Annotated in this window: 22 protein-coding genes; 15 read left to right on the top strand and 7 right to left on the bottom strand. The window is 63.3% G+C overall.

The window, feature by feature from the left end:
- Position 1 precedes the first annotated feature (1 nt).
- The 3 genes from DM818_RS05005 (at position 2) to DM818_RS05000 (ending at position 3,115) form a co-directional block, all read left to right on the top strand.
- The gene (locus DM818_RS05005; RefSeq protein WP_075937812.1) at positions 2-595 is read left to right on the top strand and encodes a response regulator; all 594 of its coding nucleotides are present in this window, start codon (positions 2-4) and stop codon (positions 593-595) included.
- Between the two features lies 1 nt (position 596).
- On the top strand, positions 597-980 hold the full coding sequence (locus DM818_RS15350; protein ID WP_394329544.1) for a DUF5658 family protein: 384 nt from the start codon (positions 597-599) through the stop codon (positions 978-980).
- Positions 981-1,438: 458 nt separating this feature from the next.
- Positions 1,439-3,115 carry a transposase gene (locus DM818_RS05000; protein ID WP_075937813.1) on the top strand — a complete coding sequence of 559 codons (1,677 nt, stop codon included), beginning with the start codon at positions 1,439-1,441 and terminating at the stop codon, positions 3,113-3,115.
- Between the two features lie 192 nt (positions 3,116-3,307).
- Here the strand turns inward: DM818_RS05000 and DM818_RS15055 are convergent, their stop codons facing one another.
- From DM818_RS15055 to DM818_RS04990, 3 genes are read right to left on the bottom strand one after another with little or no spacing between them, the layout of a single operon-like run.
- Positions 3,308-3,598, bottom strand: a complete 291-nt coding sequence (locus tag DM818_RS15055) for a hypothetical protein (protein WP_197738603.1) — start codon at positions 3,596-3,598, stop codon at positions 3,308-3,310.
- Positions 3,599-3,613: 15 nt separating this feature from the next.
- On the bottom strand, positions 3,614-4,147 hold the full coding sequence (locus DM818_RS15050) for an SDR family oxidoreductase (RefSeq protein WP_197738602.1): 534 nt from the start codon (positions 4,145-4,147) through the stop codon (positions 3,614-3,616).
- A complete protein-coding gene (locus tag DM818_RS04990) occupies positions 4,144-4,779 on the bottom strand; it encodes an NAD(P)-dependent oxidoreductase (RefSeq protein WP_075937815.1) in 636 nt (211 codons plus the stop codon). The genes DM818_RS15050 and DM818_RS04990 overlap by 4 nt, the downstream gene beginning before the upstream one ends.
- A 117-nt stretch (positions 4,780-4,896) precedes the next feature.
- Here DM818_RS04990 and DM818_RS04985 point away from each other — a divergent pair, with 117 nt between their 5' ends.
- The 10 genes from DM818_RS04985 (at position 4,897) to DM818_RS04940 (ending at position 13,495) form a co-directional block, all read left to right on the top strand.
- Complete coding sequence (locus DM818_RS04985) at positions 4,897-5,277, top strand: winged helix-turn-helix transcriptional regulator (protein ID WP_075937816.1); 381 nt, start codon at positions 4,897-4,899, stop codon at positions 5,275-5,277.
- Positions 5,278-5,335: 58 nt separating this feature from the next.
- Positions 5,336-6,310 carry an ABC transporter ATP-binding protein gene (locus tag DM818_RS04980; RefSeq protein WP_123123709.1) on the top strand — a complete coding sequence of 325 codons (975 nt, stop codon included), beginning with the start codon at positions 5,336-5,338 and terminating at the stop codon, positions 6,308-6,310.
- Entirely contained in the window at positions 6,307-7,137 is an 831-nt protein-coding gene (locus DM818_RS04975) for an ABC transporter permease (protein ID WP_075937817.1), read from the top strand. Before DM818_RS04980 ends, DM818_RS04975 begins: the two co-directional genes overlap by 4 nt.
- Before the next feature lie 40 nt (positions 7,138-7,177).
- The gene (locus DM818_RS04970) at positions 7,178-7,834 is read left to right on the top strand and encodes a DUF4166 domain-containing protein (protein WP_075937818.1); all 657 of its coding nucleotides are present in this window, start codon (positions 7,178-7,180) and stop codon (positions 7,832-7,834) included.
- Positions 7,835-7,958: 124 nt separating this feature from the next.
- Positions 7,959-8,693, top strand: coding sequence for a ribonuclease H-like domain-containing protein (locus DM818_RS04965; protein WP_075937819.1), 735 nt, complete (start codon positions 7,959-7,961; stop codon positions 8,691-8,693).
- Positions 8,690-9,493, top strand: coding sequence for a lipoate--protein ligase family protein (locus DM818_RS04960; RefSeq protein WP_075937820.1), 804 nt, complete (start codon positions 8,690-8,692; stop codon positions 9,491-9,493). The genes DM818_RS04965 and DM818_RS04960 overlap by 4 nt, the downstream gene beginning before the upstream one ends.
- A 597-nt stretch (positions 9,494-10,090) precedes the next feature.
- Positions 10,091-10,954 (top strand): deoxyribonuclease IV, encoded by an 864-nt coding sequence (locus DM818_RS04955; protein WP_075937821.1) that lies wholly within the window; start codon positions 10,091-10,093, stop codon positions 10,952-10,954.
- Between the two features lie 111 nt (positions 10,955-11,065).
- The gene (locus DM818_RS04950) at positions 11,066-11,527 is read left to right on the top strand and encodes a cupin domain-containing protein (RefSeq protein WP_075937822.1); all 462 of its coding nucleotides are present in this window, start codon (positions 11,066-11,068) and stop codon (positions 11,525-11,527) included.
- Between the two features lie 45 nt (positions 11,528-11,572).
- Positions 11,573-12,355 (top strand): class I SAM-dependent methyltransferase, encoded by a 783-nt coding sequence (locus tag DM818_RS04945; RefSeq protein WP_153952385.1) that lies wholly within the window; start codon positions 11,573-11,575, stop codon positions 12,353-12,355.
- Positions 12,356-12,415: 60 nt separating this feature from the next.
- Positions 12,416-13,495 (top strand): aminopeptidase, encoded by a 1,080-nt coding sequence (locus tag DM818_RS04940; RefSeq protein ID WP_075937824.1) that lies wholly within the window; start codon positions 12,416-12,418, stop codon positions 13,493-13,495.
- 84 nt (positions 13,496-13,579) lie between these two features.
- Here the strand turns inward: DM818_RS04940 and DM818_RS04935 are convergent, their stop codons facing one another.
- Positions 13,580-14,248 (bottom strand): DUF7095 family protein, encoded by a 669-nt coding sequence (locus DM818_RS04935; protein ID WP_075937825.1) that lies wholly within the window; start codon positions 14,246-14,248, stop codon positions 13,580-13,582.
- Between the two features lie 73 nt (positions 14,249-14,321).
- Here DM818_RS04935 and DM818_RS04930 point away from each other — a divergent pair, with 73 nt between their 5' ends.
- Entirely contained in the window at positions 14,322-15,026 is a 705-nt protein-coding gene (locus DM818_RS04930; protein ID WP_075937826.1) for a hypothetical protein, read from the top strand.
- A 23-nt stretch (positions 15,027-15,049) separates the two neighbouring features.
- Entirely contained in the window at positions 15,050-16,024 is a 975-nt protein-coding gene (gene ncsA, locus DM818_RS04925) for a tRNA 2-thiolation protein NcsA (RefSeq protein WP_153952384.1), read from the top strand.
- 157 nt (positions 16,025-16,181) lie between these two features.
- Here the strand turns inward: ncsA and ftsZ are convergent, their stop codons facing one another.
- The 3 genes from ftsZ to DM818_RS04910 all read right to left on the bottom strand — a co-directional run bounded on the left by ftsZ (position 16,182) and on the right by DM818_RS04910 (position 18,312).
- The gene (gene ftsZ, locus DM818_RS04920) at positions 16,182-17,387 is read right to left on the bottom strand and encodes a cell division protein FtsZ (RefSeq protein ID WP_075937828.1); all 1,206 of its coding nucleotides are present in this window, start codon (positions 17,385-17,387) and stop codon (positions 16,182-16,184) included.
- Positions 17,387-17,557, bottom strand: coding sequence for a ribbon-helix-helix domain-containing protein (locus DM818_RS04915; RefSeq protein ID WP_075937829.1), 171 nt, complete (start codon positions 17,555-17,557; stop codon positions 17,387-17,389). The genes ftsZ and DM818_RS04915 overlap by 1 nt, the downstream gene beginning before the upstream one ends.
- A gap of 224 nt (positions 17,558-17,781) precedes the next feature.
- Positions 17,782-18,312: a double zinc ribbon domain-containing protein gene (locus DM818_RS04910; protein ID WP_075937830.1), complete on the bottom strand. Its 531-nt coding sequence runs from the start codon at positions 18,310-18,312 to the stop codon at positions 17,782-17,784.
- Positions 18,313-18,446: the final 134 nt, after the last annotated feature.

Raw genomic sequence — 18,446 nt, 5'->3', positions numbered from 1 at the left:
GATGACCCATTCCAGTACCGTTCTGATCGTCGAAGACGAAGAGAATCTCGCTGACTTGTTCGGCATTTGGCTACAGGAGCAGTTCGAGGTTCATGTAGCCTATTCCGGGGAAGATGCACTGGAAATCTTCGCTGAGGAACCGATTGATATTGTCGTTTTAGATCGTCGAATGCCGGGCCTCTCTGGCACGGAAGTGCTACAATCAATTCGTGAAGGCGGCGATGCCCAGCAGGTGATTATGGTAACAGCTGTTCAGCCAACGGAAGACCTAGCGTCCATCGATGTGGATGACTATCTTCTCAAACCAATCGACCGGACAAAGCTTCTTCGAGCTGTGGAAGCTGCAGAGCTGATTCTAACATACGAAGATTCACTCACAGAGCTTCTCTCACTCACCGCGAGGAAAGCCACGTTAGAAGCGAACCTTGACAAAACAGAGCTGGAACAGGACGATCGATACGGCGATCTCCTCCAGAGAATACGGGAGTTGGAGGAGGAAGCTGATACGACACTTCAGCGTCTCGAAACAGATTATCAGATCGATATGCTGGTCAGAGACCAGCGTATCGGATCCCAACCTGTAGAGCAATTCTGATATGGTGCGAGGAGCCGTGGCATCCACTAATTGTGCTACCAGCAGCAGTATCGAAGTACTCGCAGAAAGTAAATATCCGCTGCTCATCGGATTGGTCTTCGTACGAGCTATAGATGCGAGTCTCACGTACTATGGGCTGAGCATCGGACTGCGAGAAGCCAATCCGATTGTCGTACTTATTATTGAGACTCTCGGAATCATCCCCGGCCTATTCTTTCTCTCGTCGGTGTCACTAGTGTTATTATTCTTTCTTGGTGAATTCCTGCTTCCCTGGGTCGCACAATCGAGACATAATATCGATCTGTGGAGCAATGTAGCATACCTTTCAGTTTTGATCGTATGGAGCGCTGTGTCGCTTCATAATATGGTACTCATTTGGATATGAGATTGATCGAGTTTGTCGGTTTATTATTATATGTTTCAATTGTGTTAATTATATCATTTGCTATGCTGCTTTCTCTGCTTTAATTTCTGCAATGAAGCTCCAAACCCTCATTTATAAACGGTATAGGAGGATGGCTTAACCCTGCGGCAATTCACGGATTAAAACTGGATAGAGTATTGGCACCTATTAGCAGAGACAATCCACGAGTTACAATATACATAGCCCCGTTCACCCCTCAAAGCCGGATTATAGATAGTAAGGCCAATACTTAGACGTTGACAATATTGATCAGGTATATCTATTGGGTTCAGAATTATATTCTTCCTCAATAATAATCGAACCGGATACCTCTCAAACTGGTATCCAGCGAAGCGTCAGAGGCACACCCACCCCACCCCCCACCCCCGTTTAATTAAATGTAACACGCGTTTTGAGTTCGTTCTACTTTCTATAGACTGATGCCCTACACCAGTCAGTCCTGTCGGACTGTGTTTCGACGGATCGCCCAACGACAATATAGTGAGTGGCCGGCGTACAATTCGACACCACTGTACGATCGAACGTCTCTCGCTGGACTGGAATCTGATATCCGGACAGTCTCAGAGACGTGGTTCGATCACGAGAGCCACGAATCCATCGAGGAGTTCGTCTGTGTTCTCCCGGTAGCCTACTTCCGGTTCAGCGCCCACGACCGATATGCGGGGCCGACAGGCTACCAAATGGCCACTCTCTTCCGGGTGTTCGTACTGAAAGAACTCCACGGGTGGGAGCACGAAACAGCACTCGTCGACTATCTCGGGAATCGTCCTGACCTCTGCGAGCAACTGGGTTTCGGGACGATCCCGGACCAGTCGACACTGTGGCGAAGCTGGCACGAGCGGTTTACCGCTGACCTCAAGGAGACAGTCATGACGGCGGCTCGAACGATCCTCGTCAAAGCCCAGAATGCGGGTGTCGAGACTCCGCGTGAACCGGCACGAACGCTCCGATACCCCGGGAGCGAGTCTGGTGAGTCAGACCCGGACGATCAGACTACGTTGGAGCAGGCAGAGAAGATTACCGACCACGTCAGCCGCGTCGTCTTCCCGGCATTTTCGCTGGATCGTGGGGACGGCTGCGAGATCCACGAGAACGCCTACTGGGGCTTACAGACGTATCTGGGGCTTCGCGAGCGGCTGGCTGCTAACGAGGGCGCTCGTAGCTTCACCTACGAGTCAACTCGAGAGCGGACACCGTTGGGTCACGCCCATCGTGAGCAGATTCGCGATTTCTCGATTGAACAGGTGCGAGCGATGTACCAGCAGGCCATCACTCGGCTCCTAAACGAAGTTTCGGAGACAGAGCAGTTCTTTCGAGCCGGAATCGTCGCGATCGACATCACCGAGGACGACCCCTTTACCGGTGACCGCACCGGCCGCGAGGACGAGATAATCGGAACGAAGGAGAAGAGCGACGAGTACGCCTACCAGTGGGCAACGGTCCAGCTAGTCGGCAACGCTGTCCCACTCGTCCTTGATGCCCGCCCGGTACGGAAAGGTGAGTCACGAAAGGAGATCGTCGAGGACTTGCTGGATTCGGCTGAAGAGCTCGTTCACGTCGATAACGTCCTGATGGACCGGGAGTTCGATAGTCAACACGTTCTGGAGATGGTCAGCCGACGTGGGCTCTCCTACGTCGTGCCGAAGCGGATGCAGACTAGCGAGAAAGCCCAGGCAAAACGATTGCTCCAGCGCGATCAAGACCGGTACGAGACCGACCGCAAACTCCATCTTGGGAAGAACGAGTGGCACGAGACGACGCTGATCTACCGCCGGAAAAAAGACTCTGAGCACGAGGATCACCGGCAATATTCGGTGTTCATGACGAATGGGGCCAGTGGCCACCTCACCGAGTACGGCTACAGGTGGGAAATCGAGAGTGGCTACAGATCGATAAAGCGATTCATGGCCGCCACGACGTCGAAGAATTTCGGCCTTCGATTCTTTTATTTCGCGTTTGCGTGTCTGCTGTACTCGATTTGGCGAGCAGTCGATTTGTTGGTGCAGGTTGAGTTGACCGGTGAATATGAACATTCGCCGATCGTGACGGCCGACAATACGCTGACGCTGCTGAAGAAGGAGACTGGAATCGGGTAGATAGGCACTCTGTCTGGGTTAGCGCGCCGTCTGAGTGGCTACACTATTGGAAGTCTCGAATATCCACCCATACGATCGGAAGTGTGACAAGAATGGCCGCTTGGAGAGTGATCTGAGGTAGTTTCTACGATCGCATCGGTCAAATTCACGCATCACAGCCTCGCTAAACCCACTGTAGTCTCAACTTCCAAGCTACGGGCGGAACTGCTCGCGGTACTCCGCGACGAACTGCGCCAGCGTTCGTGGCTCACGGTCGAGCAGGGCCGCAACTGTGTCCGTTGTCCGTGCGGTCAGCCCGAACCGAGTGGCCTGATACTCCGCGAGCATGAACAGGATGAATCCTGAGGATAGCCCGCGGTCGCGCATTCGGCGGACAAAGGCGCGACGCGATGGATCCGGATACGTTATTTCGCGGTCGAGTTCCGCACTGAACACCGTCGCCGCCTCCGCGAAACTGAGCGCCGTCGGTCCGGTGAGCGTCACCGCCGGCCCGTCGAGTCAGCGTTCACCGCTGAGGAGTCGAGCCGCGACTGCCCCCACGTCGCGCGCGTCGACGAATCCGAGTCGCCCCTCGCCCGCCGGGACGAACAGCTCGCTCTTCTCGCGTATCTCGGGGCTGTGGATACCGCTGAGGTTCTGCATGAAGTACGCCGCCCGGAGCGCGGCGGTCTCGGTGTCGAGTCGTTCGAGGTGGCGCTCGATTCGCCGGTGTGGGAGTACGGGGAGCTTGCCGGCGCCGAGCACGGAGAGGAAGACGAGTCGCTCGACGCCAGTCCGGACCGCCGCGTCGGCGAAGTCGGTGACGCGACTCGGCGCGACGCCCGGCGGAAACATGAGGAAGACGGCCTCGACGCCGTCGAGTGCATCCCCCCACGTCTCCGGCTTCGTGTAGTCGAAGGCGACGGTCTCGACGCTGAGGCCGGTCGCCGTCGGGTCTCGAACGCCTGCCCGGACCGGCAACTCGGTCGGGACGAGCTCCGTGACGACGGCCGACCCAACGGTTCCGGTCGCGCCCGTCACGAGCACCGTCACCGGTCGGTCACCTTCGGGAGTTCGTGCAGGTAGTCGTCACCCTCGGCGCAGTCGAGCATGAACGCGGCCACGTTCGCCCGGGTGGCTGCGTCCCGGAGTCCGAGTTCGAGGTCGGTTCCGTGGTCGATGTTGCCGGTGTACGCACCGTCGGTGAGTCGGGGCGCACGGACGACGGTCCAGTCGGTGTCGCTGGCCTTCACGTGGTCGACGTGGCGCTCGGCGTCGGCCAACACCTCCGTCGCAACGAGCTTCAACAGCCCGCCCATCACCCGCCCGCCGAAACTCACCGACTCGCCCGGCTCCCGGACGCCGGCCCCGACCAGCGTGACGAACCGCTCGACGCCGGCATCGGCCATCGCCTCGAGGATGTGGTCGCCAGCGGCGGTGAGCAGGTCGTCCGGACTCTCTGTCCCCTGCCCGAGGACGCTCACCACGGCGTCGGTCCCGGCGACCGCTTCCCCGACGTTTGTCCCCTCGTAGGCGTCACCGGCCACGACGGTCAGCCGGTCGTCCTCGTGGGTGATATCCGCCGGGTCGCGTGCGAACGCCGTCACCTCGTGACCGCGGTCGAGTGCCTGTGCCACCAGCGGCTCTCCTGTTCGTCCCGTCGCGCCGAACACTGCGAGGTTCATATACACTCCTGGCGGCGAGAGAACATATACTCCTAACTTCGAAGTGTAGGAGTAATGGGGCTGTCGCGCCGGCTTGCGGGCCACAAGCTTCAGGGGTGGCCGTCGACACCTCGCGGTATGGACACACAGGACCGCGAGCGCGCGCTGGAGCGTCGGGCGTCGCTGTCGGCGGCCGAACGCGACCGGGTCGAACAGCGGGTCTCGTCGCTGCTCGACTTACTCGGGAAGGCCCACACGATGGCGCTGTTGCGCGAGTTCGCCTTCGCCGACGGTCCGTTGCGATTCTCCGATATCGAATCTCGGCTCGACATCTCGCCGAACACGCTCTCACAGCGGCTGAGTGAACTGGTCGACCGCGGGTTGCTCGACCGGCAGTCGTACGACGAGATGCCGCCACGCGTGGAGTATCGCCCGACCGACCGCGCCGAGGCGCTGTTTCCCGCCTTCGGTCACTTCCACCAGTGGGCGATGGAGTACGAACTCGACTACGAAAACTGAAGTCGATTCAGGTCGGCTCACTCGCCTGTTTTTCCGGGTGGCAGCCGAAAGGGGTCTGATGACAGCGACCAGCGGACTCGCCATCGACGCGCGCGGCGTCGAGGTGACCTACGGCGACGGAACCGAGGCCGTCCGTGGCGTTGACCTCCAGATACCCGAAGGGGAGTTCTTCGGCTTTCTCGGAGCCAACGGCGCGGGTAAGACGACGACAATCAAGACGCTGGTGACGCTGTTGACACCGACGGCCGGCAGCGTCACCGTCAACGGCTACGACACCCAGACTGAGGGGCGGTCCGTCCGTCAGTCGGTCGGCTACATGGCACAGGAGACGGCAATCGACACCGACCTCACCGCCCGCGAGAACATCAAGTTCGCCTGCGAGGCGTACGGTGTCACCGGCAGCGAACGCGAGGAACGAATCGACAGCCTGCTCGATTTGGTCGACCTCGCCGACGTTGCTGACAAGACCGCTGACGGCTTCTCCGGCGGGATGAAGACACGACTCGACGCCGCGACCGCCCTCGTTCACGAGCCGCCGCTCGTCTTTCTCGACGAGCCGACGACCGGGCTGGACCCGAAGGCGCGAAACCGCCTGTGGGAGTATTTCCAGCGCATCAACGACCGCGGGACGACCGTCTTCCTGACGACGCAGTATCTGGAGGAAGCGGATTACCTGTGTGACCGGCTCTCGCTCATCCTCGACGGACAGATTGTCGAGACTGGCTCGCCAGATGAACTGAAATCCCGCGTCGGCGGTGAACGGCTCGATATCGACCTCGCCGACGAGACCGACACCGACCGCGCGCTCGATATCGCACGGGAGTTTTTCACGGCCGACGCCACCGTCGAGCGAACCGACGACGGGGTGGCTGTCACGGCCCGCACCGCCCGCGAGCGCGGGCCGGACCTGCTCGTCGCACTGCGCGACGGTGACGTGGCCGTCACCGGCTTCAACGTCCGCGCTCCCTCGCTTGATGACGTGTTCCTCGCCGTCACCGACGACGAGGACGGGCTCACGGAGGCGGCTCAATGAGCAACGGCTTCCTGTGGGACGTGTGGGTGAACTTCAAGCGCTGGAATCTGAAGGCGGTGCGCAATCCGTTCGTGCTCGTCGTCTCGCTCGCCCAGCCGATCATCTTCCTCGTCCTGTTCACGCAGGTGTTCGGCGGGGTGGCGACGGGCGCAATCAACCGTGGTGGCGGCAGTATCACCTACGAGACGTATCTCGTCCCGGCCATCGCAATTCAGGTGGCACTTGCCGCGGCCGTCACCTCCGGTATCGGCTTGGTCGAGGATATCGAGGAGGGTATCTTCGAGAAGATTCTCGCCAGCCCGATGCACCGCGGCGGTGTCTTCCTCGGGAAGGCGACCGCCGAACTGCTGCGTATCGCCGTGCAGGTCGGTATCATCCTCGTGCTCGGAACGCTATTGGGGGCCTCCATCGCTGGTGGCATTCCGAGTGCCCTCGCCATCATCGGTATCGGCGTCGTCTTCTCGCTGTGGTTCATGGGGCTGTCGAACGTGATTGCGCTCGTCACCCGCGACCAGGAGTCGACCATTATCGCCTCCAACGTGATGCAGTTTCCCCTCCTCTTCTTGTCGACCGGGTTTCTCCCCCTCGACGCGCTGCCGGGATGGGTTCAGACCGTCGCGAAGTACAACCCCGTCACCTACGGCATCGACGCCGCGCGGGCAGTGATGCTTGGTCGCGACACCATGACCGTCATCGAGGTGACGCAGTTCACCGGCGTCTGGAACACGCTCGTTCCCGCACTCGCCATCCTAACCGTTCTCGACCTCGCGTTCGGGGCCGCCGCCGTCTATCTCATCGGACGGGCGTCGAGCTCCTCGGTGTCGTAGCCCCCAATGCTCATTGCTCGCTCGCTCGAAATCGACGACCATGGGTGTGTACGCGGCGAAACTCGGCGACGAGACCGACCGGCTCCACGAGCGCGTGCGCGACCGCTACGCGCTCGATTCTACCGACGACCGCGTCTGTGTCGGCCGCGGCGAGATGGATATTACTCGTGGCACGCTCGTTCTCCCCGGACTGTACGTGATGCCCCGCTGGAATCTGCTGTTTCCGGAACAGGGCGCGGCGATTCCGTTCACCGTGACGACGGCCGGTGTCGAGGTGGCGGGTCGGGAGGCGCTCATCACCCAGCGCGCGTTCACCTTCGACTCGAAGCGTCGGCGGTTCGACTCCCTGACCGTCTACGACGAGTCGCGCGACCGCCTGTTCGACTTCCTCGGACGCGATGGCCACATCGTGAGCGAACTCCACCCCCGCGTCGAGGGGGGCGAACTCGTCGTTGAGGGGGGCAAGCAGTGGCTCCGTGCCGGCGGCCGGTATCTCCCGCTCGCCGGACCGATGGCAGCAAGCGTCGAGGTGCGCGACCGATTTCTCCCCGACGAGGACCGCTTTCGTGTGCGTGCAGAGGTGTCGAACCCGCTCGCCGGCGAGATCCTCGGCTACACCGGGCGGTTCACGCAGACGACGGACGCGAGCACCGAGACCGTGGAGCCGTGTGCGAGGCCGACGACGCTGCCGCCGTGAGCCGTCTCGACGCGAGTGCCGCCGTCGGCAGATTCGTCCGGTGTTGCCGTCTGTGGACTCGTCGGCTGGCGACTGGCCCCCGCGGCGAGCGAAACACGTTAGCCGGTGGACGGGTACTGCCGGTATGCGCATCGAGAACAGCTTCATCCCCGTCAGCGGCGTCGGGGAGACCACGGAACGAAAGCTCTGGAAGGCGGGGGCTACCGACTGGGACAGCTTCGACCCCAGCCACGTCGGCCCGACCACCGGCGAGCGAATCGAGGCGTTCATCGACACCGCCCGCGACCGCCTCGACCGCGAGGACAGCCGCTTTTTCGGCGAGCGATTCCCGTCGAGCGAGCTGTGGCGCTGTTACGAGAACTTCCGTGATGACACCGTCTTCTTCGATATCGAGACGACCGGGCTCTCCCCCGAACGCGACGACGTAACGACGGTCTCGTTCCACCGGGACGGCGACACCACGACCCTCGTCCGCGGGGACGACCTCACGGCCGGGAACCTCCGCGAGCAGTTGGACGGCTCCCTGCTCGTCACGTTCAACGGAGCCTCATTCGACGTACCGTTCCTCGAAGAGTCGTTCGACCTCGACATCGACACGCCCCACATCGACGCGATGTACGCCGCGAAGAAGGTGGGGCTGTCCGGCGGGCTGAAAGCCATCGAACCGGAGGTGGGTATCGAGCGCGACCGGCCCGACATCTCCGGGCGCGACGCCGTCCGACTGTGGCGCGAACACGAGCGCGGCCAGGACGGCTCGCTGGAGACGCTCATCTCCTACAACCGCGAGGACACGGTCCACCTGCAGACGCTGCTCGATGAGGTCACCGACCGCCTCCACGACCAGACCTTCGTCGAATGAGCGACGCGTGGCGACTGCTCCGCGAGCAAACGCTGCCGGGCGGTGAGGCGATGGCCTACGACGAGGCCGCCGCTCGAACCGCCGCGTCCGGTGGTCCCCGAACCGTCCGGCTGTACCAGTGGGAACCGAGCACTCTCTCGCTCGGCTATCGCCAGGCTCCCGAGAGCGTCGACTGGGCCGCCTGCGAGCGGGCGGGCATCGACGTGATTCGGCGCAACACCGGCGGCGGCGGTATCTACCACGACACCTACGGCGACATCTCCTACTCGATTATCGCTCCCGCAGACGAGGTTCCGGGCGACCTGATGGAAACGTACGAGCGGTTCTGTCAGCCCCTCTTCGATGCCTTCGACGCGCTCGGCGTCGACGCCCACTTTGCCGACGAGGAGCAGCCCGCCGTCCACGAGCCGGCCTGTTATCTCCGCGCGCTCCACCCGGCCCACGATATCGTCGCCGGCGACGGCCGGAAGCTGTCGGGCAACGCCCAGTATCGCCGGAAGGACGCCGTCATCCAACACGGCTCGATTTCCTTCGCGAGCGACCCCGAGCGCCATCTGGGGTGTTTCAGCGAAGCGGTGTCGCCCGCCGAGTTCGAGGGCCGTGTGACGAGTCTCAAAGAGCTTCGCCCGGAGCTGTCGCGCGCGGATGTGGTGACCGCACTGGAGGATGCGCTCGCCGAGTGGGCCGGTGCCGAGGCGGGCGCGTGGTCGGACGACGAGGTCCGGTTTGCCGAACAACGTGCTCGCGAGAAGTATGGGTCGGAGGCGTGGACGCGGTCTCGTGACGACCCTACGGCGTAGATTGGTTCTGATGTTTTGAGGTGTCTATCGTTGAATTTGGTTTTCTTGTTGTGACCAGCCGGAAAGCCCCGGGCGTGTCGCGGTCTCCCCGTGACATCTCTCCGCTCACTGCGTTCGCGTCGAGAGGGGTCACGGAGCCGACCGAACACGCGCGACACGCCCGCCCCTTTCAGTCCCACCGACCGCACCGCCCACGAGCCTCCCCAGCCGACTCGCTCACTGCGTTCGCTCGTCCCTCGCGACGACGGGCACGCACGAGGCGCGCCGGCTCACGCCAACGCACCGCATCGCTTGATTGGGCAACCAAGGCGGTGGCCTACCGCACCGCGCCTCTGGCGCGTGTGCGGTGTGGGGAAAGGTTGGTGCGGTGCTGCTTCCCCGAAGCCAAGCAACGAGAGTGGTTGCGGTGTTGTTGAAGCTAAATCTACCAGTGCGGTTTCCTCGGGGGCCAAGCAACGAGAGTGGTGCTGTTGCTGTCGAAAGCCGAGCAAACAGCACCGTGTCCTCCCCTGTGCCAAACAGCGAGAACGGTGTCAAAATAACGGTAAACAGCGACCAAACAAGACCACTTTTCGTGTCCGACACCCGACCACGACCATGAGCGAAGCCGACATCCGCATCGGGGCACACACCTCAATCGCGAAGAGCGCGGGACCGTACGACGGGCCGGCGAACGCCGTCCACCAGCAACTCGACTACGGTGGCAACTGCGGGCAGATCTTCTCCCACTCCCCGCAGGTGTGGCAGTCGCCGAGCATCGACGACGAGGCCGCCGCGCAGTTTCGCGACCTCGCGGCGGAAAACGACGTGCGCCCGTGGGTCATCCACACCTCGTATCTCGTCAATCTCTGCACGCCGAAAGACGACCTCCGCCGGAAATCACTGGCGTCGATGCAGGAGGAGGTCGACGTGGCCGACCGCCTCGACATCCCGTACGTCAACGTCCACCTCGGGGCACACACCGGCGCGGGCGTGGAGGGCGGGCTGGCGAACGCCGGCTCCGTGCTCGATGACCTCGACGTGCCCGAAGACGTGACGGTGCTCATCGAGTCCGACGCGGGGTCGGGCACCAAACTCGGCGGGCAGTTCGAGCATCTCGCGACCGTCGCCGACGAGACGAGCGAGGATATCGAGTTCTGTCTCGACACGGCCCACGTCTTCGCCGCGGGCTACGACCTCTCGACCGCCGAGGGCGTCGAGGCGACGTTCGCCGAGTTCGACGACGTCGTCGGACTCGACCGGCTCTCCTACGTCCACCTCAACGACTCGAAACACGCCTGCGGCACCAACAAGGACGAACACGCCCACATCGGCGAGGGCGAAATCGGCGTCGAGGGGATGCGCGCGTTCATCAACACCGCCGCCGACCTCGGCGTGCCGATGGCGCTCGAAACCCCGACGGAAGACGGGAAATCCTTCGCGTGGAACATCGAGCGAGTTCGCGAACTCCACACGGAGTGACCGGACGGGCCAGCGAGCGGTGACCGACGGGAACCGCGAGCGAGTCCGCGAGTTGTATCAGGGGTAAGCCGGCGAGCCGACCCTTTTGAGGCTGGCTCCCGAGCGGAGAGTATGGAGAAAGTCTCCGTGGCAGACGTGGAATCGGGCGGGATGGGGGCGGCAGACCGACGCGGGCTGACCGACGCCCTCGACGCGAGCGGTCTCGCAATCAATCACTACCGAGTCGACCCCGGCGAGGGGCTGTCCGGCGGGCTGCACACCCACATGGACCAAGAGGAGATTTTCTACGTCATCGAGGGCGAGGTGACCTTCACCGTCGGCTACGACGGCGACGAGTCGGTCGTGCTCGAGGCCGAGGAGGCCATCCGGTTTGCCCCCGGCAAGTACCAGACCAGCGAGAACACCGGCGACGGCGAGGCGGCCGTCATCGCGCTCGGTGCCCCCCGCGAGAGCGGAGACGTGCGGCTCCCGCAGCCGTGTCCCGAGGGCGACAGCGACAACATGCAGATGCAGTTCGGCGACGACGGGATGGTGCTCGTCTGTCCCGAGTGTGGGACGGAACTCGACGCGTAGAGCGAGAGCCGACGCCGTTTTTTCCAACCGCGTCGAACGCGCGGTGTGCGCCGCTTTTCCGCCGAGTATCTCGACCGCACGCGCGAGGGGATGTGGGACGACCGGACCGCCCTCGCGCCTCTCCGACTCGCCAGCCGCGACTCCGTGCTCGACGTCGGCTGCGGGACCGGCGAACTCGCGGCGGCCCTCCGAGAAGAGACGGACGCCCGCATCGTCGGCGCGGACCGCGACGCCGACCTGCTGGCGCATCTCCCCCGAGCCGTGCCGGGGGTGCGCGCCGACGCCTACCAGCTCCCGTTCCCGGACGACAGCTTCGACATCGTCGTCTGTCAGGCGCTGCTCATCAACCTCCCCGACCCCGAGCGCGCGCTCGGTGAGTTTGCCCGCGTCGCGAGCGAGTCGGTCGCGGCCGTCGAACCCGACAACGAAGCCGTCACCGTCGAGTCCACCGTCGCGAGCGAGTCGCGACTGGCGGGGGAGGCGCGCGACCGCTACATCGCCGGCGTCGACACCGACGTAACCCTCGGAAACCGACTCGTCGACCTGTTCGAGGAGGCCGGATTCGCGAACGTCGAGACGGCCCGTCGCGACCAGACACAGACGGTCGAACCGCCGTACTCTGAGGCCGACCTCGAAGCCGTGGGCCGGAAGGCGCGCGGCGACGCGATTCACACCCAGCGGGGCGACCTCGCCGGCGACGCCGACGCGCTCGACCGCCTGCGCGCGGCGTGGCGCGAGATGGGCCGCACGGCACTCGAACAGACGCAGGCCGGCGAGTACGAGCGTCGGGAGACGATTCCATTCCACGTCGCCGTCGGCGACGTATAAGAATCCGAACAGAAACCGGTTTCTGCGGAAAACTAACTGTCTACCCCCACAAGGAAGGGTATGGACCCACGTATCCGCGAGCACGCCGAGGTGCTCGTTGACCACAGTACCGATATCCAGCAGGGCGATAACGTTCTCATCCGCGGGCAACCGGCCGCAGAGGACCTCATCGTCGCGGTCAACGAACTGTGTGCCGAACGCGGTGCCACCACCTCCGTCTCGATGGGGTCCTCACGCGCGAGTCGCGCCTACATGCGCGCCGTCGACGAGGACGACATCGAACTCAACGAGATGGCGCTGGCCCCAATCGAGGCCGCCGACGCGATGATTTCCATCCGGGGCCAACAGAACATGTCCGAACAGAGCGACGTTCCCCCGGAGATTCGACAGAAGCAGTCGGCGGAGAACAAGCCAATCCAGCAGGAGTATCTCGAAAAGCGGTGGAACGGGACGCAGTTCCCGACGCCGTCGGGCGCACAGAAGGCGGAAATGTCGACGGAAGCCTACGAGGAGTTCGTCTGGAGCGCCGTCAACAAGGACTGGGACGCCGTCGAGGAGTACCAGTCGCAGCTGGTCGACATCCTCGAAGACGCCGACGAGGTGCACATCAAGTCGGGCGAGACGACGGACGTGCGCATGTCCATCGAGGGCAACATCGTGAAAAACGACTGCGGGAAACACAACATGCCGGGCGGCGAGGTGTTCACCGCGCCCATCGCCGACAGCGTCGAGGGCGAGGTGCTGTTCGACAAGCCCGTGATGGTCCACGGCCGCGAGGTGCTCGGTGCTCGACTCGTCTTCGAAGACGGCGAGGTAGTCGAACACGACGCCGAGAAGAACGAGGAGATGCTCACCTCGCTGCTCGAAACCGACGAGGGAGCCAAGCGGCTCGGCGAACTCGGCATCGGGATGAACCGCGACATCGACGAGTTCACGTACAACATGCTGTTCGACGAGAAGATGGGCGACACCGTCCACATGGCCATCGGGATGGCCTACGAGGACACCGTCAGCGAAGAGAACGAGCGCAACGACTCGGCCGTCCACACCGACATGATTGTCGACATGAGCGAGGACTCGTTCATCGAGGTGGACGGCGAGCGCATCCAGACGGACGGGACGTTCATCTTCGAAGAGTAGTTCAGCCGAGCGTAGCGAGGCTGAACAGAACCAGAGCGGGAGCGAACGGCGCGAGACCGAATAGCACCGACGCGCTCCCGGTACTCACACCACGTCGCTTTCGATTGTTCGCCCGTCGGTATCGAACGTCCCGATTGCGTCGGCCGCGGCCTCCGTATCGGCGTCTTCGTCCACCATCGCGAGCGCCTGCTCCAGCGTGGCGAAGACGAACTCGTTGTCGCGGAGCTTTTCGAGTGCAGACGAACTGACCGTTCCGCCGTCGCCTTCGTCGGCCCACAGCAGGGCGGCCCGCGGGTCCAGTGGGAGCGTGTCGTCGCCGTCGTCGAACTTCCCGAGGCGCTTCGGGACGGCGCGCTCGAAGCCGGTGTTCGAGACCGTCACGCGAATCGGGAGGTCGTCGGTGTCGGGTAGTAGATGTGCGACGAGACAGGCCGCGGGGTCGACGTACCCCGACTCGTCGGCGCGAAGCAGGTCCGGGTGGTCGTCGGCCCACTCGGCCCGGACGCTCTTGCCGACGCCCGCGACGCCGTACTCGTCTTCGAACTCGGCTTCGCGCTCGGGGCTGTCCTTGAACAGCAGGTCCTTGGTGAGGTAGATGTCGACGCGCGGGACGGGGTCGAGTCCGACGACGACGTCGCCGGCGACCCAGATTTCACGCAGCGGTACGGGCAGCGGGTCGCTCGCGCGCTCGAGCATGCGCTCGATGGTCGCGACGGCCCGCTCGCGGTCGATGCCGGCGGTCACGTCTGTCATACTCGGAGGTGGAGGGTGTCGGACAAACCGCTTGCGCCCGAGGATACAAGCGACGACCTGCCGTACTCGGGGTATGCGCACCGCGACCTTCGGCGACGGCGACGACGACCTCGTGCTCGTGCTCGGGTGGGGGAACCGGTTCGAACACCCCGGCGTGGAGTGGCTCACCGACCAGTTCGAGGAGTACACGATTCACGGCTTCCAGCTTCCGATTACGATACGTGACTTCGACGCGGAGTATCTCGACCCGGTGCGGGCGGTGACGAACGGACTCGACGAGTACCGACTGCTCACCCACTCGACGGGCGGTCTCATCGGCGCGTTCCTCGACGACTACGAGACCGCCGTCCACTGTAGCCCGTGGTGGGGCTTTCACGATGACCTCGACAATCCAATCGTCTCGCTGGCGATGCGACTGCCGATTGCGACGCCCATTCTCCCGGCGGGCATCGAGCAGGACCTGCTCGGGGAGCTGACGACCGACGAGCGGTACGCGGAGAATCCGAAGCGGGCCGCGCCGACGTTCCTGCGAGAGGCACACCGCGCCCAACAGCGGCTCCCGCCGTTCGACACCGAGCGCGCGAGCGTGTTCTACACGCCGACCGACGCGGTCGTCAGCGCGGGCGCAATCGAGGAACGCGTCCCCGAATCCCACCGGGTCGCCTACGACGGGGGACACGAACTGTTCGCCTCGCGGTGTCGCGGCGACCACATCGAGACGGTGCGGGCGGCGCTCGACTCCGGGCCGGAGGCGTTGGCAGGTGAGCGAAAGCCGTAATCGGCTCGCGACGAATCCTGCGTATGGACTGCGACAAGTGCGGGACGGACGCGGTCACGCATCTCGCCTACTCTGGTCTGCATCTCTGTGAGGGGTGTTTCACCCAGTCGGTCGAGAAGCGCGTCCGAAAGCGCATCCGCGAGGACGGGGTCGTCCCCGACGACGCCACGCCCGAGGACCCCGACACGTGGGTTATCGGTCTCTCCGGGGGGAAAGACAGCGTCGTCCTCACGAAGATTCTCCACGACACCTTCGAGCAGGACCCGCGTATCGAACTTATCGGACTCACTATCCACGAGGGTATCGAGGGGTACCGCGACGAGAGCGTCGACGCCTGCGTCGAACTCGCCGACGACCTCGACCTTCGCCACGAACTCGTTACCTACGAGGATGAGTTCGGCGTCCAGATGGACGACGTAGCCGAGGACGACCCCGAGGGGATGGCCCCCTGCGCGTACTGTGGCGTATTCCGCCGGGACATCCTCGAACGGTACGCCGACGACCTCGGCGCGGACAAACTGCTGACGGGTCACAACCTCGACGACGAGGCCCAGACCGCCCTGATGAACTTCCTCGAAGGGAACCCCCGCCAGATTGCGAAACACTTCGACGCTTCGCTCGGCGGCTTCGACGACCGCGAGACCCAGGAGACGTTCGTCCCGCGGGCGAAGCCGCTGCGTGACGTGCCCGAAAAGGAGGTCGCGCTCTACGCGCACGTCGAGAACCTCCCCGCCCACATCACCGAGTGCCCCCACGCCAGCGAGGCGTACCGCGGCGAGATTCAGGAACTGCTTCTCAAGCTCGAATCGAACCATCCGGGGACGCGCCACTCCATCATGGCCGGCTACGAACAGCTCGCCGAGACCGCGGCCGACTCGCTGCGCGACGGCGTCGACGACCTCGGGGAGTGTGACCGCTGTGGCGCGCCGACCGACCGCGACGTGTGTCGCAAGTGCTACCTCGTGGAGGCGGTCGACGGCGAGGTTCCCGCGCGGTAGCGTCTGTCCTGTGGCTGTCGTGCGTCATACGCGCGTCAGCCGTCTGTAATACGCAGTGTACCGTACCGGCTATCGAAGATATATCAGAACAGATAGTGGTATAGCTACAGCTCAAACCACAACACAGCAGAGCAAAAAATCAGATACGAAATCTGACCTATCGGATAACGTCGAGACCGTTGTTCGTCTCGGTCGGCGATTCGCCGCCGTCAGTGTGGCCGGTGCCGAACTCCGAGCTGGACGACTCCGCCGCCCGCGAGGAGTCCGAGTCGACTTCGTTGATGCCGTCGACGTCGGCGTCGATGGCTTCACGCGAGGCGTCGGCCTGCTTTTGTGTCGACGGGCCGAGAATCTGGGCCGACTGGACGCCCGTCATGATGGCCATGACGCGCACTTTCCCCTTGTACTCGTCCTCGATGCGCGCGCCCCAGATGACGTTCGCGTTGGCCTCGAGTCGCTCGGTGATGTTCTGGGCGATGCCCTCGGCCTCTTTGAGCGTGAGGTCCGGACCGCCGGTGATGTGGACGAGCCCGCCCGTCGCGCCGCGGTAATCCACGTCCAGCAGCGGGTGGTTCATCGCGTCTTTCACCACTTCCTGCGTCTTGTTCTTGTCCTGCGTCTCGCCGACGAGCATGACCGCGACCCCGCCTTGTCCCATGATAGAGGTCATATCGGCGTAGTCGAGGTTGATGAGCGACGGCTGGGTAATCGTCTCCGAGATGCCCTTCACCGTCTCGGCGATGATCTGGTCCATCACCGAGAACGCCTTCCCGATGGGAAGGTTCGGCACGTAATCCAGCAGGCGGTTGTTGTCGAGGACGATGATCGAGTCCGCTTCGTTGCGGAGCTTCTCCAGTCCCTCCTCGGCTTTCACCGTGCGGGCGCGCTCGACGTTGAACGGCGTCGAGACCATGCCCACGACGATGGCGCCCTGCTCTTTGGCGATCTTCGAGACGACCGGCGCGGCACCGGTTCCGGTCCCGCCACCCATGCCGGCGGTGACGAAGACGAGGTCCGCGTCGCCGAGGACCTCCTTGATGGTGCCCTGTGCCATCTCCGTGGCGCGGGCACCGACGGACGGCTCACCGCCAGCACCGAGCCCCTCGGTGAGGGACTTGCCGACCAGAATCTTGGTGTCGGCTTCGATCATCTGTAGGTGCTGTTTGTCCGTGTTGACGGCGATGGTGTCGGCACCGTCGACGCCGATGTTGTACAGTCGGTTGACGGTGTTGTTGCCCGCACCACCACAGCCGATGATGGCGATCCGCGGGTCACCGAAGCCGTCGACGTCGTCGCCGGCCTCCGAGAGGTCGCGGTTTTCCGCTTCTGCGTTCTCCAGCGCGGAGTTGACGAGGTCCTGCATCAGACCTTCGCCCACGGGCGCGTCTCGTCCTCGTGGTCTTCCTGTTCATTCAGCATCTCACGGACGGCCGAGCGAATCGCTTCGCTGCGATTCGGGAACTCTCCCGTATCGACCATCTGTTCGACGCCGGCGATCTGCTGTTCCGGAATTCGTAGTGTCACACGCTCCATTGTTGTATTCCCTGAGTAAGACGGCGTGCGGTGCACACCCGCAACACGTTTACAGCCCGGAAACGCCCGATAGCGCCGGGGTACGTCCGACCCCGTCCGTTCTGTAAGACGACCGTCTTACGCAACCGTATGCACAGACTGTGGGGTTATAAACGTTTGCACGGGTCGTAAGACAACGGTGTCAAAGCGTCGTATACGGCCACGAAACGCGTGATTACGGTGTCTTACGAGTCGTTCAGCACGTCGGCTGCGGTCGTCCGACGGCCACAGGCCGGACAGAACGCCCAGTCCGAGCGGAGCTCGTCGCCACACTCACAGAAGACGCGGTGGGTGGCTTTCTCCCCGCAGTTGGCGCAGTAAACGGCAGACGGCGGCAGTTCGTCGCCACACTGTTTGCACGTCTCCGGCTCCGATTCCGGCGCGTTTGCGTCCGACGGCTCTGCTGTCTTACGCGTCTCACCGTCCGTCGACGCCTCGGTCTCGACGGCGTTTGCGGCCCCTTCGAGCGTGATATTGACGTTTACGTCCTGTGGGGAGCGTCGGACGCCACCGAGTCGCTCCTCGATGAGCGTGTCGATGCGGTCTGCCAACATCGCATCGACCGTTCCCGACTCCGCGCTCGCTTCCGTGTCCGACGTTCCGGGCTCGTCGAGGTACTCGCGCAGCGCCTCGCGCATCACCTCGCTCTTCGAGGCGTCGAACTCGTCGAGCTGTCGGACGAGATCGTCGTCCGCCCGGAACGTTATCTTACTCATCAGTCGTCTCTGCTTGTGTGGCGCAGTATTTCAATCTTCCCGCGTGTCTGACAGCCGTCTCACTCGTGTCTGTCAGCCGTCGTGCAGTGTCCGATGATAACCGTTAAGTCCGACACCCGACTGGATTCTGGTAC

The sequence above is a fragment of the Halosegnis longus genome, assembly GCF_009663395.1.
Lineage (GTDB): Archaea > Halobacteriota > Halobacteria > Halobacteriales > Haloarculaceae > Halosegnis > Halosegnis longus.
This window is presented reverse-complemented; position numbering and strand designations above follow the sequence as displayed.